General features: G+C 70.0%; 14 protein-coding genes. 13 read left to right on the top strand and 1 reads right to left on the bottom strand.

Features of this window, described 5'->3' with window-relative positions; translation table 11 throughout:
* The first annotated feature begins 13 nt into the window (after positions 1 to 13).
* The 4 genes from M4V62_RS34630 (at position 14) to nusB (ending at position 3,173) form a co-directional block, all read left to right on the top strand.
* Positions 14 to 937 carry a Pro-rich N-terminal domain-containing protein gene (locus tag M4V62_RS34630; RefSeq protein ID WP_249591129.1) on the top strand — a complete coding sequence of 308 codons (924 nt, stop codon included), beginning with the start codon at positions 14 to 16 and terminating at the stop codon, positions 935 to 937.
* A gap of 66 nt (positions 938 to 1,003) precedes the next feature.
* Positions 1,004 to 2,110: an aminopeptidase P family protein gene (locus M4V62_RS34635; RefSeq protein WP_249591130.1), complete on the top strand. Its 1,107-nt coding sequence runs from the start codon at positions 1,004 to 1,006 to the stop codon at positions 2,108 to 2,110.
* A 59-nt stretch (positions 2,111 to 2,169) separates the two neighbouring features.
* Positions 2,170 to 2,736 (top strand): elongation factor P, encoded by a 567-nt coding sequence (gene efp, locus M4V62_RS34640; RefSeq protein WP_249591131.1) that lies wholly within the window; start codon positions 2,170 to 2,172, stop codon positions 2,734 to 2,736.
* 2 nt (positions 2,737 to 2,738) lie between these two features.
* Positions 2,739 to 3,173 (top strand): transcription antitermination factor NusB, encoded by a 435-nt coding sequence (gene nusB / locus M4V62_RS34645; RefSeq protein ID WP_249591132.1) that lies wholly within the window; start codon positions 2,739 to 2,741, stop codon positions 3,171 to 3,173.
* A gap of 196 nt (positions 3,174 to 3,369) precedes the next feature.
* Here the strand turns inward: nusB and bldD are convergent, their stop codons facing one another.
* On the bottom strand, positions 3,370 to 3,870 hold the full coding sequence (gene bldD / locus M4V62_RS34650) for a transcriptional regulator BldD (protein ID WP_249591133.1): 501 nt from the start codon (positions 3,868 to 3,870) through the stop codon (positions 3,370 to 3,372).
* Between the two features lie 198 nt (positions 3,871 to 4,068).
* On the opposite strand from bldD, the gene pyrR reads away from it, so the two are divergent.
* The 9 genes from pyrR (at position 4,069) to M4V62_RS34695 (ending at position 14,692) form a co-directional block, all read left to right on the top strand.
* The gene (pyrR, locus tag M4V62_RS34655; RefSeq protein ID WP_249591134.1) at positions 4,069 to 4,641 is read left to right on the top strand and encodes a bifunctional pyr operon transcriptional regulator/uracil phosphoribosyltransferase PyrR; all 573 of its coding nucleotides are present in this window, start codon (positions 4,069 to 4,071) and stop codon (positions 4,639 to 4,641) included.
* Positions 4,642 to 4,723: 82 nt separating this feature from the next.
* Complete coding sequence (locus M4V62_RS34660) at positions 4,724 to 5,710, top strand: aspartate carbamoyltransferase catalytic subunit (RefSeq protein ID WP_249593134.1); 987 nt, start codon at positions 4,724 to 4,726, stop codon at positions 5,708 to 5,710.
* Positions 5,711 to 5,714: 4 nt separating this feature from the next.
* Positions 5,715 to 7,004 carry a dihydroorotase gene (locus tag M4V62_RS34665; RefSeq protein ID WP_249591135.1) on the top strand — a complete coding sequence of 430 codons (1,290 nt, stop codon included), beginning with the start codon at positions 5,715 to 5,717 and terminating at the stop codon, positions 7,002 to 7,004.
* Positions 7,001 to 7,603: a PH-like domain-containing protein gene (locus M4V62_RS34670; protein ID WP_249591136.1), complete on the top strand. Its 603-nt coding sequence runs from the start codon at positions 7,001 to 7,003 to the stop codon at positions 7,601 to 7,603. The genes M4V62_RS34665 and M4V62_RS34670 overlap by 4 nt, the downstream gene beginning before the upstream one ends.
* A complete protein-coding gene (gene carA, locus M4V62_RS34675) occupies positions 7,600 to 8,742 on the top strand; it encodes a glutamine-hydrolyzing carbamoyl-phosphate synthase small subunit (RefSeq protein ID WP_249591137.1) in 1,143 nt (380 codons plus the stop codon). Before M4V62_RS34670 ends, carA begins: the two co-directional genes overlap by 4 nt.
* Positions 8,735 to 12,043 (top strand): carbamoyl-phosphate synthase large subunit, encoded by a 3,309-nt coding sequence (gene carB, locus M4V62_RS34680; RefSeq protein ID WP_249591138.1) that lies wholly within the window; start codon positions 8,735 to 8,737, stop codon positions 12,041 to 12,043. Before carA ends, carB begins: the two co-directional genes overlap by 8 nt.
* A gap of 100 nt (positions 12,044 to 12,143) precedes the next feature.
* Complete coding sequence (locus M4V62_RS34685) at positions 12,144 to 13,250, top strand: quinone-dependent dihydroorotate dehydrogenase (RefSeq protein WP_249593135.1); 1,107 nt, start codon at positions 12,144 to 12,146, stop codon at positions 13,248 to 13,250.
* On the top strand, positions 13,247 to 14,092 hold the full coding sequence (gene pyrF, locus M4V62_RS34690) for an orotidine-5'-phosphate decarboxylase (protein ID WP_249591139.1): 846 nt from the start codon (positions 13,247 to 13,249) through the stop codon (positions 14,090 to 14,092). Before M4V62_RS34685 ends, pyrF begins: the two co-directional genes overlap by 4 nt.
* Before the next feature lie 276 nt (positions 14,093 to 14,368).
* Positions 14,369 to 14,692: an integration host factor gene (locus M4V62_RS34695; protein WP_005319887.1), complete on the top strand. Its 324-nt coding sequence runs from the start codon at positions 14,369 to 14,371 to the stop codon at positions 14,690 to 14,692.
* Positions 14,693 to 14,702: the final 10 nt, after the last annotated feature.

Raw genomic sequence — 14,702 nt, forward strand, 5'->3', positions numbered from 1 at the left:
GGAGTGGCACCGGATGCAGCACGCAGTGGGGTCTCCGCTGCCGCCGCCCCATCAGCCGGGGCACGGACCGGCCACCGGCTGGTCCCCGGCCGCACACCACCCGAGCGGTCCGCCGCCGGGTGCCGCGCCGGGCGGCCCACCGCCTCCCGCGCCGGGCTTCGCCGGCGCACCGCACCCCCCGGGCACGGCCCCCCATCCGCAGGGACCGGCCCCGCACCCGCACGCCCCGGCGCCGCAGCACGTGGCGCCGGGCGCCTCGCAGCACAGCCACGCGCCCGTGCCCCCGACCCCGGACACCACGGGCCACATCCAGCTCCCGCCCGGCGGCCCCGTCGCCATGCCGAGCCCGCCGCCCGGCACCGCCCAGGCGGACACCGGCGGCACCACGCTGGCCGTCCTCCTGATCGGACCCGCGGGCGCGGGCAAGACGAGCGTCGCCAAGTTCTGGGCGGAGCACCGCAGGGTGCCGACCGCCCACATCAGCCTCGACGACGTCCGCGAATGGGTGCGCTCGGGCTTCGCGGACCCCCAGTCGGGCTGGAACGACCACTCCGAGGCGCAGTACCGCCTGGCTCGCCGCACCTGCGGCTTCGCCGCACGCAACTTCCTGGCCAACGGCATCTCCTGCATCCTCGACGACGCGGTCTTCCCCGACCGCCCGGTCGTCGGCCTCGGCGGCTGGAAGCGCCATGTGGGCCCCGGCCTGCTGCCGGTGGTCCTGCTGCCAGGGCTGGAGATCGTCCTGGAGCGGAACGCGGAGCGCAGCGGAAACCGCCGCCTCACGGACGAGGAAGTGGCCCGCATCCACGGCCGCATGGCCGGTTGGTACGGCTCGGGGCTGCCCATCATCGACAACTCCCAGCTGGACGTGCCCGCCACGGCCCGGGTCCTTGACGACGTCCTCGCCCGTTCCATCGCGAGCCCGCCGCAGTGGTAGGCGGCTGACCGCTCGGTCGGGTGCGCTGAACGGGCCGACCCGCGCCGCCGCTCATAGGCTCGTCCCATGTCAGAGGTGTACGCGGCCCGCCGAGAGCGGCTGAGGGAGCGTTGTGCCGCGGGCGGCAGCGCGTCGGCGCTGGTCTCCCGCCCCGCCAACGTGCGGTATCTCGCGGGAGCGGCGCCGCAGGGTGCCGTGCTCCTGCTGGGCAGGACCGAGGATCTGCTGCTGTGCGGCAGGCCGCTCGGCGACGAGCAGGGCGAGGGGCGGCCCGACGAGGGGCTGCGGGTGCAGCTGCTCGACGCGTCCGGCGGGGACGCCGCCGTCGCGGGCGCCGATCTCGCGGCCGCGCAGGGCGCCGATTCGCTCGCCGTCGAGGAGCACGACCTCACGGTCGCCCGGCACCGCGCCCTGGGATCCGTCGCGCCGCGGCTGCGGCTCGCGGACCTCGGGGGAGCGGTCGAACAACTGCGGCTGGTCAAGGACGAGGAGGAGATCTCCTGCCTGCGGATCGGCTCCGAGATCGCCGACCAGGCCCTCGGCGAGCTGCTCGAATCGATTCTCGTGGGGCGTACGGAACGTCATCTCGCCTTGGAGCTCGAACGCCGCCTCGTCGATCACGGCGCGGACGGGCCCGCCTTCCCGACCTCCGTCGCCACCGGGCCGAACTCGGGCAGGGGCGCCCATCGGCCGTCGGACCGGCGGGTGGAGGAGGGGGATTTCCTCTCCGTGTGCCTGGGGGCCAGTTATCGCGGCTATCGTTGTGAGATCGGGCGTACGTTCGTCATCGGTACGTCTCCCGCGGACTGGCAGATCGAGCTGTACGACCTCGTCTTCGCCGCTCAGCGGGCAGGCAGGGAGGCTCTCGCACCGGGCGCCGCCTACCGTGACATCGACCGTGCGGCACGGCATGTACTGGACTCCGCGGGGTATGCGGACGGTCTCGCTCCGCTGATGGGACACGGTGTGGGGCTCGAAATCGACGAGGACCCGCAGTTGGCGCCCGCGGCCATGGGTAAACTGGACGCCTGCGTGCCGGTCACCGTCGAACCGGGGGTTCACATCCCGGGACGGGGTGGTGTCCGGATCGATGACACGCTCGTCGTGCGCCCCGAGGCGGACGGCGGACCCGAGCTACTCACCATTACGACCAAGGAGCTGCTCGCGCTCTAGCTTTTCAGCTGTGCGCGTGCGCCGGGGTCGTCCACGTCAGTCCAGGAGATTCCGCAACCGTGGCTTCCACGAACGACCTCAAGAACGGCCTGGTGCTCAAGCTCGACGGGGGCCAGCTCTGGTCCGTCGTCGAGTTCCAGCACGTCAAGCCCGGCAAGGGCCCCGCCTTTGTGCGCACGAAGCTCAAGAACGTGCTGTCCGGCAAGGTCGTCGACAAGACCTTCAACGCCGGCGTCAAGGTCGACACGGCGACGATCGACAAGCGCGACATGCAGTTCTCCTACATGGACGGCGACTACTTCGTCTTCATGGACATGGAGACGTACGACCAGCTGCACGTCGACCGCAAGTCCGTCGGTGACGCCGCCAACTTCCTGATCGAGGGCTTCACGGCCTCCGTCGCGCAGCACGAGGGCGAAGTTCTCTTCGTCGAGCTGCCGGCCGCCGTCGAGCTGGTCATCCAGGAGACCGAGCCCGGCGTCCAGGGCGACCGCTCCACCGGCGGCACCAAGCCCGCGACGCTGGAGACCGGCCACCAGATCCAGGTGCCGCTCTTCATCACCACCGGCGAGAAGATCAAGGTCGACACCCGTGACAGTGGCTACCTCGGCCGGGTGAACAGCTAACCGTGGCTGCTCGTAATACGGCCCGCAAGCGCGCCTTCCAGATCCTTTTCGAGGCCGACCAGCGTGGTACCGACGTCTTGACGGTCCTCGCGGACTGGGTGCGTCACTCGCGGTCCGACACCCGGCAGCCGCCGGTCAGCGAGTTCACGATGGAGCTGGTCGAGGGGTATGCCCAGCACGAGCGCCACATCGACGAGCTGATCTCGCAGTACGCCGTCGGGTGGACCCTGGACAGGATGCCGGTCGTCGACCGCAACATCCTGCGGATCGGTGCCTACGAGCTGATCTGGGTCGACGCGACGCCGGACGCCGTGGTGATCGACGAGTCCGTGCAGCTCGCCAAGGAGTTCTCCACGGACGACTCGCCGTCCTTCGTGAACGGCCTGCTCGGCCGCTTCAAGGACCTGAAGCCGAGTCTGCGCCGCGACGAGGCGTAAGCCTCCCAACGCCGCTCAGAGGGCCCGCAGCGACCCGCTGCGGGCCCTCTGGCGTGTCCGGGGACTCCCCAGGGGCTCCTGGGGCCCGTGTTACCTCCCGAGGGCTCACGCGCGTACGCAGAACGCCGGGGTGGCCGGAACCCATCGGTTCCGGCCACCCCGGCGTTACGTTTCTGCTCAGTTCTCGCTTGAGGGATCAGACGTCGTCGTGGGCGACGGCGCGGCGCGCGTCCGCGTCCAGGACGCCCCAGCTGATCAGCTGCTCGGTGAGAACCGAGGGCGACTGGTCATAGATCACGGCGAGGGTGCGCAGGTCGTCCTGGCGGATCGAGAGCACCTTGCCGTTGTAGTCACCGCGCTGCGACTGGATCGTGGCGGCATACCGCTGCAGGGGGCCCGCCTTCTCCTGCGGGACGTGCGCGAGGCGCTCAAGGTCGAGAACGAGCTTGGGCGGCGGCTCGGCCGCACCGCCGGGAGCGGTGCCGGGCAGCAGCTCCTGGACCGGGACGCCGTAGAAGTCCGCCAGCTCGGCAAGGCGCTGTACGGTCACGGCGCGGTCGCCGCGTTCGTACGAACCGACCACGACCGCCTTCCAGCGTCCCTGGGACTTCTCCTCGACGCCGTGGAGGGAAAGGCCCTGCTGGGTACGGATGGCGCGGAGCTTGGCCCCGAGCTGTTTGGCGTATTCGCTGGACATATAGCTCCCCGGACGAAGAACGGTAACTCACTGTGAGGTTACGCAGCGTTACTTGGGTGCGTCAAGCCGAATGGTCCGTACCGACCCCTCCCAGGGGGGTCGTGACCGGCGGCGTTGCCGGTGCTGGTACTGTGGATGGCGCAATTTCGACGTCCTTTAAGGTCCGTCCCGTGAGGCGGAGAAGGAGGTCCGTTTCATATGGACTCGCACGACAAGAACGAACCCGATGTCGCCCGGCCCGTGCTCGAAGGCCCGGACATCGCACGGGTGTTGACCCGTATCGCACACGAGATCGTCGAGCGCGCCAAAGGCGCCGACGACGTGGTGCTGCTCGGCATTCCCACCCGTGGCGTCTTCCTCGCCCGGCGACTCGCCGAGAAGCTCGAAGAAATCACCGGACGCACGATCCCGGTTGGCTCACTCGACATCACGATGTACCGCGACGATCTGCGCATGCACCCGCCGCGCGCACTCGCCCGCACCGAGATCCCCGGTGACGGCATCGACGGCCGCCTCGTCGTCCTCGTCGACGACGTGCTCTTCTCCGGCCGCACCATCCGCGCCGCCCTCGACGGCCTGAACGACATCGGCCGTCCGCGCGCGGTGCAGCTCGCCGTCCTCGTCGACCGCGGCCACCGCGAACTCCCGATCCGCGCCGACTACGTCGGCAAGAACCTCCCCACGTCGTTGCGGGAGACGGTCAAGGTCCAGCTCGCCGAGGAGGACGGCCGCGACGCCGTGCTGCTCGGTGCCAAGCCCGCTTCCGCGTAGCACCGGCTCCCTCCACGGGCACCGGGGCACACCCCTGCGCGCCCGCGTGCCCGCACACCTCCACATGACGGAGTACACCCAGATGATGCGACACCTCATCTCGGCCGCCGACCTCACCCGCGACGACGCCGTTCTCATCCTCGACACCGCCGACGAGATGGCCCGGGTCGCCGACCGGCCGATCAAGAAGCTGCCCGCGCTGCGCGGCCGCACGATCTGCAACCTGTTCTTCGAGGACTCGACCCGGACCCGGATCTCCTTCGAGGCCGCCGAGAAGCGCCTCTCCGCCGACGTCATCAACTTCGCCGCCAAGGGATCGAGCGTCTCCAAGGGCGAGTCGCTCAAGGACACCGCCCAGACCCTGGAGGCGATGGGCGTCGACGCCGTCGTCATCCGGCACGGCGCGTCCGGTGCCCCCTACCGGCTCGCCACCTCCGGCTGGATCGACGCCCCGGTGATCAACGCCGGCGACGGCACCCACCAGCACCCCACGCAGGCCCTGCTCGACGCCTTCACCATGCGGCGCCGGCTCGTCGGCAAGGACGAGGGCCTCGGCAAGGACCTGAGCGGCAAGCGCATCACGCTCGTCGGCGACGTCCTGCACAGCCGGGTCGCACGCTCGAACGTCGACCTCCTGCACACCCTGGGCGCCCAGGTCACCCTGGTCGCCCCGCCCACGCTCGTGCCGGTCGGCGTCGACACCTGGCCCTGCGACGTGTCGTACGACCTGGACCGCGTGCTCCCGAAGTCCGACGCCGTGATGATGCTGCGCGTGCAGCGCGAGCGCATGAACGCCGCGTTCTTCCCGACCGAGCGCGAGTACTCGCGTCGCTACGGCCTGGACGGCGAGCGCATGGCGAAGATGCCCGAGCACGCCATCGTGATGCACCCGGGCCCGATGGTGCGCGGCATGGAGATCACCGCCGAGGTCGCCGACTCCGACCGCTGCACGGTCATCGAGCAGGTCGCCAACGGCGTCCACACCCGGATGGCCGTCCTCTACCTGCTCCTGGGCGGCAACGAACCCGCCGTCACCCACACCCGCCCCACCGGTTCCGAGGAGAAGTAACAACATGAGCAAGACCCTGATCCGTGGTGCGAAGGTCCTTGGTGGCGAGCCCCAGGACGTCCTGATCGACGGCGCGACGATCCTCGAAGTAGGGACCGGCATCGAGGCGGGAGACGACGTGACCGTCGTCGAGGCCGAGGGCAAGATCCTGCTGCCCGGCCTCGTCGACCTGCACACCCACCTGCGCGAGCCCGGCCGCGAGGACTCCGAGACCGTCCTGACCGGCACCCGCGCCGCCGCGTCCGGCGGCTACACCGCCGTGTTCGCCATGGCCAACACCTTCCCCGTCGCCGACACCGCGGGCGTCGTCGAGCAGGTCTACCGGCTCGGCCAGGAGGGCGGGTACGCCGACGTCCAGCCGATCGGCGCCGTCACCGTCGGCCTGGAGGGCAAGAAGCTCGCCGAGCTCGGCGCCATGCACGAGTCCGCGGCCGGCGTCACCGTCTTCTCCGACGACGGCAAGTGCGTCGACGACGCCGTGATCATGCGCCGCGCCCTGGAGTACGTGAAGGCGTTCGGCGGAGTCGTCGCCCAGCACGCCCAGGAGCCCCGCCTCACCGAGGGCGCCCAGATGAACGAGGGCGTCGTCTCCGCCGAGCTGGGCCTCGGCGGCTGGCCCGCCGTCGCCGAGGAGTCGATCATCGCGCGTGACGTGCTGCTCGCCGAGCACGTCGGCTCGCGGGTGCACATCTGCCACCTGTCGACCGCCGGGTCCGTCGAGATCGTGCGCTGGGCCAAGTCGCGCGGCATCGACGTGACCGCCGAGGTCACCCCGCACCACCTGCTCCTGACCGACGAGCTGGTCCGCTCGTACAACCCGGTCTACAAGGTCAACCCGCCGCTGCGCACCGAGCGCGACGTCATGGCGCTGCGCGAGGCCCTGGCCGACGGCACGATCGACATCGTCGCCACCGACCACGCCCCGCACCCGCACGAGGACAAGGACTGCGAGTGGGCCGCGGCCGCCATGGGCATGGTGGGCCTGGAGACCGCGCTCTCCGTCGTCCAGCAGACGATGGTCGAGACGGGCCTGCTCACCTGGGCCGCGGTCGCCGACCGGATGTCCGTCAAGCCCGCCGAGATCGGGCAGGCCAAGGGCCACGGACGCCCCGTCTCGGCAGGTGAGCCCGCGAACCTCACGCTCCTCGATCCGGCTTACCGTGGTGTCGTGGACCCCGCGGGCTTCGCCTCGCGCAGCGGCAACACCCCCTACGAGGGCCGTGAGCTGCCGGGCCGCGTGACGCACACGTGGCTGCGGGGCCGCGCCACGCTCGTCGACGGGAAGCTCGCGTGACCTCTCTGATCTCCACCGCCGCAGGAAGTGCCGTCACCTTCGCCGCCGAGAAGAAGTCGGCGGACGTGACGGACTGGGCCGCTCGCGCGGGCTGGGTCGTCGGCCTTCTGCTCTTCATCGCGCTCGTCTACTGGCTGATGCGCGAGGGCTGGAAGTGGCGCGGCACGCTCCAGGGCGACCTGCCCGACCTGCCCAGCGCGCCGACCGAGCCGGGCCCGGTGAGACTTGAGCTCAGCGGTCGCTACCACGGCTCGACCACGGCAGGGCAGTGGCTCGACCGCATCGTGGCGCACGGCCTCGGTACCCGCAGCCGCGTGGAGCTGACGCTCACGGACGCGGGCCTCGATGTCGTACGCCCCGGGGCGGCCGACTTCTTCATCCCGGCCGACCAGCTGCGCGAGGCCCGCCTCGACAAGGGCATCGCAGGCAAGGTCCTCGCGGAGGGCGGTCTGCTGATCGTCACCTGGGAGCACGGCGAGAAACAGATCGACTCGGGCTTCCGCTCGGACCACGCGGCCGAGCAGGCCGAGTGGGTCGAGGCCGTCAACAACATGATCAACACGAACACGAACGACATGAAGGAAGGCACCGCACGATGACGACCTCCACCAGGGGAGCCGCCAAAACTCCCGCCGTACTCGTCCTGGAGGACGGCCGCATCTTCCGCGGCCGCGCCTACGGGGCCGTGGGGGAGACCTTCGGCGAAGCGGTGTTCTCCACCGGCATGTCCGGCTACCAGGAGACCCTCACCGACCCGTCGTACCACCGCCAGGTCGTCGTCATGACGGCCCCGCACGTCGGCAACACCGGCGTGAACGACGAGGACCCCGAGTCGCAGCGGATCTGGGTCGCCGGATACGTCGTGCGCGACCCCGCGCGCGTGCCCTCCAACTGGCGCTCCCAGCGCACCCTCGACGAGGAGCTCGTCAACCAGGGCGTCGTGGGCATCAGCGGCATCGACACGCGCGCGCTCACCCGCCACCTGCGCGAGCGCGGCGCGATGCGCGTCGGGATCTTCTCCGGCAACGCGCTCCCCGACGAGGGCGTGATGCTCGCCGAGGTCCGCCGGCAGCCCGAGATGAAGGGCGCGAACCTCGCCGCCGAGGTCGCCACCAAGGAGACGTACGTCGTCCCCGCGATCGGCGAGAAGCGCTTCACCGTCGCCGCCGTCGACCTCGGCATCAAGGGCATGACCCCGCACCGCATGGCCGAGCGCGGGATCGAGGTGCACGTCCTGCCCGCGACCGCGACCGCCGAGGACATCTACGCGGTCCAGCCCGACGGCGTGTTCTTCTCCAACGGTCCCGGCGACCCGGCGACCGCGGACGGCCCCGTCGCCGTCATGCGGGCCGTCCTGGAGCGCAAGACGCCCCTCTTCGGTATCTGCTTCGGCAACCAGATCCTCGGCCGGGCCCTCGGTTTCGGCACGTACAAGCTGAAGTACGGTCACCGCGGCATCAACCAGCCCGTGCAGGACCGCACCACCGGCAAGGTCGAGGTCACCGCGCACAACCACGGCTTCGCCGTCGACGCGCCGCTCGACAAGGTCTCCGACACGCCTTACGGACGCGCCGAGGTCTCCCACGTGTGCCTCAACGACCAGGTGGTGGAGGGGCTCCAGCTCCTCGACCAGCCCGCGTTCAGCGTCCAGTACCACCCCGAGGCGGCCGCAGGACCGCACGACGCCGCGTACCTCTTCGACCGCTTCGTATCCCTGATGGAGGGCCAGCGTGCCTAAGCGCTCCGATATCCAGTCCGTCCTGGTCATCGGCTCCGGTCCGATCGTCATCGGCCAGGCCGCCGAGTTCGACTACTCCGGCACCCAGGCCTGCCGCGTCCTCAAGGCCGAGGGCCTGCGCGTCATCCTGGTGAACTCGAACCCGGCGACGATCATGACCGACCCGGAGATCGCCGACGCCACGTACGTCGAGCCGATCACCCCGGAGTTCGTCGAGAAGATCATCGCCAAGGAGCGCCCCGACGCGCTGCTCCCGACCCTCGGTGGCCAGACCGCGCTCAACACTGCGATCTCCATGCACGAGCAGGGTGTCCTGGAGAAGTACGGCGTCGAGCTCATCGGCGCCAACGTCGAGGCGATCAACAAGGGCGAGGACCGCGACCTCTTCAAGGGCGTCGTCGAAGAGGTCCACAAGAAGATCGGGCACGGCGAGTCCGCCCGCTCGTACATCTGCCACTCCATGGACGACGTCCTCAAGGGCGTCGACGAGCTCGGCGGCTACCCCGTGGTCGTCCGCCCCTCCTTCACCATGGGCGGCGCCGGTTCCGGCTTCGCGCACGACGAGGAGGAGCTGCGCCGCATCGCCGGGCAGGGCCTCACGCTCTCGCCGACCACCGAGGTGCTCCTGGAGGAGTCCATCCTCGGCTGGAAGGAGTACGAGCTGGAGCTGATGCGCGACAAGAACGACAACGTCGTGGTCGTCTGCTCCATCGAGAACTTCGACCCGATGGGCGTGCACACCGGCGACTCGATCACCGTCGCGCCCGCGATGACGCTGACCGACCGCGAGTACCAGACCCTGCGCGACGTCGGCATCGCGATCATCCGCGAGGTCGGCGTCGACACCGGCGGCTGCAACATCCAGTTCGCCATCGACCCGACGGACGGCCGGGTCATCGTCATCGAGATGAACCCGCGTGTCTCGCGGTCATCGGCGCTCGCGTCGAAGGCCACCGGATTCCCGATCGCGAAGATCGCAGCGAAGCTGGCCGTCGGCTACACGCTGGACGAGATCCCGAACGACATCACCGAGAAGACCCCGGCCTCCTTCGAGCCGACCCTCGACTACGTCGTGGTCAAGGCCCCGCGTTTCGCCTTCGAGAAGTTCCCCTCGGCGGACTCGACCCTGACGACCACCATGAAGTCCGTCGGCGAGGCCATGGCGATCGGCCGCAACTTCACCGAGGCGCTCCAGAAGGCGCTGCGGTCCCTGGAGAAGAAGGGCTCGCAGTTCACCTTCGTGGGCGAGCCCGGCGACAAGGCTCTTCTGCTGGAAGAGGCCGTCCGGCCGACCGACGGGCGCATCAACTCCGTCATGCAGGCCATCCGCGCCGGGGCCACCCCGGAGGAGGTCTTCGAGTCCACGAAGATCGACCCGTGGTTCGTCGACCAGCTCTTCCTGATCAAGGAGATCGCGGACGAGCTGACCGCCGCCGAGCGCCTGGACGCCGATCTGCTCGCCGAGGCCAAGCGGCACGGCTTCTCCGACCACCAGATCGCGGAGATCCGCGGCCTGCGCGAGGACGTCGTGCGCGAGGTCAGGCACGCGCTCGGGGTCCGTCCGGTCTACAAGACGGTCGACACCTGCGCCGCCGAGTTCGCCGCGAAGACGCCGTACTTCTACTCCTCGTACGACGAGGAGAACGAGGTCGCCAAGCGCGAGAAGCCCGCGGTCATCATCCTGGGCTCGGGCCCCAACCGCATCGGCCAGGGCATCGAGTTCGACTACTCCTGCGTCCACGCCTCCTTCGCGCTGAGTGACGCGGGCTACGAGACCGTGATGGTCAACTGCAACCCCGAGACGGTCTCGACGGACTACGACACGTCCGACCGCCTCTACTTCGAGCCGCTCACGCTCGAAGACGTCCTGGAGATCGTCAACGCCGAGGCGCAGGCAGGGCCGATCGCTGGCGTCATCGTCCAGCTCGGCGGCCAGACCCCGCTCGGCCTCGCGCAGGCCCTCAAGGACAACGGCGTGCCGGTCGTGGGCACCTCGCCCGAGGCCATCCACGCCGCCGAGGACCGCGGCGCCTTCGGCCGCGTGCTCGCGGAGGCGGGTCTCCCGGCGCCCAAGCACGGCACCGCGACCACCTTCGCCGAGGCCAAGGCCATCGCCGACGAGATCGGCTACCCCGTCCTCGTACGCCCGTCGTACGTGCTCGGCGGCCGCGGCATGGAGATCGTGTACGACGAGATCCGCCTCTCCGCGTACATCGAGGAGTCGACCGAGATCAGCCCCTCGCGGCCGGTGCTCGTCGACCGCTTCCTCGACGACGCGATCGAGATCGACGTGGACGCGCTCTACGACGGCGAGGAGCTCTACCTCGGCGGCGTCATGGAGCACATCGAGGAAGCCGGCATCCACTCCGGCGACTCCGCGTGCGCCCTGCCCCCGATCACCCTCGGCGGCTACGACATCAAGCGCCTTCGCGCCTCCACGGAGGGCATCGCCAAGGGCGTCGGCGTCCGCGGGCTCATCAACATCCAGTTCGCGATGGCCGGGGACATCCTCTACGTCCTCGAGGCCAACCCGCGTGCCTCGCGCACCGTCCCCTTCACCTCGAAGGCGACCGCGGTGCCGCTGGCCAAGGCCGCCGCGCGCATCTCGCTCGGCGCGACCGTCGCCGAGCTGCGCGCCGAGGGCATGCTCCCGGCGACCGGCGACGGCGGCACGCTGCCGATGGACGCGCCGATCTCGGTCAAGGAAGCCGTCATGCCGTGGTCGCGCTTCCGCGACATCCACGGGCGTGGCGTCGACACCGTCCTCGGCCCGGAGATGCGCTCCACCGGTGAAGTCATGGGCATCGACTCGGTGTTCGGCACGGCGTACGCCAAGTCGCAGGCGGGCGCGTACGGTCCGCTGCCGACCAAGGGGCGCGCCTTCATCTCCGTCGCCAACCGCGACAAGCGCACGATGATCTTCCCGGCGCGTGAACTGGTCGCGCACGGCTTCGAGTTGCTCGCCACCTCCGGCACGGCCGAGGTGCTCAAGCGCAACGGCATCAACGCCACGGTCGTGCGCAAGCAGAGCGAGGGCGAGGGCCCGAACGGCGAGAAGACGATCGTCCAGCTGATCCACGACGGCGCGGTCGACCTCATCGTCAACACCCCGTACGGCACGGGTGGCCGCCTCGACGGCTACGACATCCGTACGGCGGCCGTGTCCCGCTCGGTGCCGTGCCTGACGACGGTCCAGGCGCTCGCCGCCGCGGTCCAGGGCATCGACGCGCTCAACCACGGGGACGTGGGCGTCCGGTCGCTCCAGGAACACGCGGAGCATCTGAACGCGGCCCGCGACTAGCAGCCCACCAGGGGGACACCGATCCGGTGTCCCCCTTCTGGTGAGCACTCCGACTTCCGGCACGTCCGGTACTTCCGGTGAGGACACCGAGGACACCACCTTGTACAAATTCTTCTTCAACCTCGTCTTCAAGCGCATGGACCCGGAGCAGGCCCACTACATGGCCTTCCGCTGGATCCGGTGCGCGGCCCGCGTCCCCGTCCTTCGCACGTTCGTCGCGGCCGTGCTCGCGCCGCGCCACGAGGAGCTGCGTACCGAGGCCTTCGGGCTGCGGATGCACGGCCCCTTCGGGCTCGCGGCGGGCTTCGACAAGAACGCCGTCGCGATCGACGGCATGTCGATGCTGGGCTTCGACCACATCGAGATCGGCACGGTCACGGGGGAGCCGCAGCCCGGCAACCCCAAGAAGCGGCTGTTCCGCCTCGTAGAGGACCGGGCGCTGATCAACCGCATGGGCTTCAACAACGAAGGCTCCGCGGCCGTGGCCGAGCGCCTGGGCGCCCGCAGGGCCGTCTTCAAGACGGTCGTCGGCGTGAACATCGGCAAGACCAAGGTCGTCCCCGAGGAGGAGGCCGCCGCCGACTACGTGAAGTCGACCGAGCGGCTCGCCGTCCACGCCGACTACCTCGTGGTCAACGTGTCGTCCCCGAACACCCCGGGCCTGCGCAACCTCCAGGCCACGGAGTCGCTGCGCCCGCTGCTCACCGCCGTACGCGAGGCGGCCGACCGGAGCGTGAACGGGCGGCGTGTGCCGCTCCTCGTGAAGATCGCTCCAGACCTGGCGGACGAGGACATCGACGCGGTCGCCGACCTGGCCGTCGAGCTCGGCCTCGACGGCATCATCGCCACGAACACGACCATCGCGCGCGAGAGCCTCGGTTTGCAATCCGAACCTTCGCTCTACGGAGAGACCGGCGGCTTGTCGGGGGCCCCTCTCAAGGAGCGCTCCCTGGAGGTCCTGCGCCGCCTCTACGCGCGCGTGGGCGACCGCATCACGCTCGTGGGTGTCGGCGGCATCGAGAACGCCGAGGACGCCTGGCAGCGGATCCTCGCCGGCGCCACCCTGGTGCAGGGCTACAGCGCGTTCATCTACGAAGGGCCCTTCTGGGGCCGCGCGATCCACAAGGGCCTCGCCGCCCGCCTGAACACCTCCCCGTACGCCACGCTCGCCGAGGCCGTCGGCGCCGACGTAAGGAAGCCCGCATGAGTGCCCTTGAACCCTTCGGTACGCGCCTGCGCCACGCCATGGACGAGCGCGGGCCCCTGTGCGTCGGCATCGACCCGCACGCGTCCCTCCTGGCCGCCTGGGGCCTGAACGACGACGTCGCGGGCCTTGAGCGGTTCACCGCGACCGTCGTCGAGGCGCTGGCCGGCACGGTGGCGGTCTTCAAGCCGCAGAGCGCGTTCTTCGAGCGCTTCGGCTCGCGCGGCATCGCCGTACTGGAGAAGGCGGTCCAGGAGCTGCGCGCGGCCGGGGCCCTGGTCGTCATGGACGCCAAGCGCGGCGACATCGGCTCGACGATGGCCGCGTATGCCGAGACCTTCCTGCACAAGGACTCGCCGCTGTTCTCCGACGCCCTCACGGTCTCCCCCTACCTCGGCTACGGCTCGCTGAAGCCGGCCGTCGACCTGGCGCGCGAGAACGGCACCGGGCTCTTCGTACTCGCCCTCACCTCGAACCCCGAGGGCGCCGAGGTGCAGCACGCGGTGCGCGAGGACGGCCGCACGGTCGGCGCGACGATGCTCGGGCACCTGGCGGCGGAGAACGCGGATGCGCAGCCCCTGGGGTCCTTCGGCGCCGTCGTCGGGGCGACCCTTGGTGACCTGTCCTCGTACGACCTCGCGATCAACGGTCCGCTGCTCGCCCCCGGCATCGGAGCGCAGGGTGCCACTCCGGCGGATCTGCCGGGCGTCTTCGGGGACGCCGTGCGCAATGTCGTGCCGAGCGTCAGCCGGGGTGTCCTGCGTCACGGTCCCGACGTGGCGGGTCTTCGCGTCGCGGCGAGCCGCTTCGCGGACGAGATCCGGGAGGCCGTCGCCTCGGCCTGAGGGTGTTTTTCCGTCTTCGAAGGACGTGTCCGGCCACGTCCCTACGTTTCGTTGATGGCTCGCCAGGCCAAATCCGGGGTGAAATGCCCGGAATGTACACCTCGACAGAGGCTGACCAGGACTTTTCGTCTGTTCTCGCTGACTCCGGCGGCCATGCCCGCTAGTCTCCGACGAGAGCGAACGGGCAAGCGCGTTGCACGTTGCTCACCAGGTGTGGGGCGACTAGGTTCCTCACCGGTCCGTATCCGACAGTTCGACATCCGAGGTGACGTAGGCGTGGCTCTTCCGCCCCTTACCCCTGAACAGCGCGCAGCCGCGCTCGAAAAGGCCGCCGCGGCTCGCCGGGAGCGGGCCGAGGTCAAGAATCGACTCAAGCACTCCGGTGCCTCGCTTCACGAGGTCATCAAGCAGGGTCAGGAGAACGATGTCATCGGCAAGATGAAGGTCTCCGCCCTCCTGGAGTCGCTGCCCGGCGTGGGCAAGGTCCGCGCCAAGCAGATCATGGAGCGTCTTGGCATCTCCGAGAGCCGCCGTGTGCGCGGTCTCGGCTCCAACCAGATCGCCTCCTTGGAGCGTGAGTTCGGCGGTGGCGCTGCCTGACGTTCTCAGG

It is taken from the genome of Streptomyces durmitorensis (assembly GCF_023498005.1).
GTDB classification, from domain to species: domain Bacteria; phylum Actinomycetota; class Actinomycetes; order Streptomycetales; family Streptomycetaceae; genus Streptomyces; species Streptomyces durmitorensis.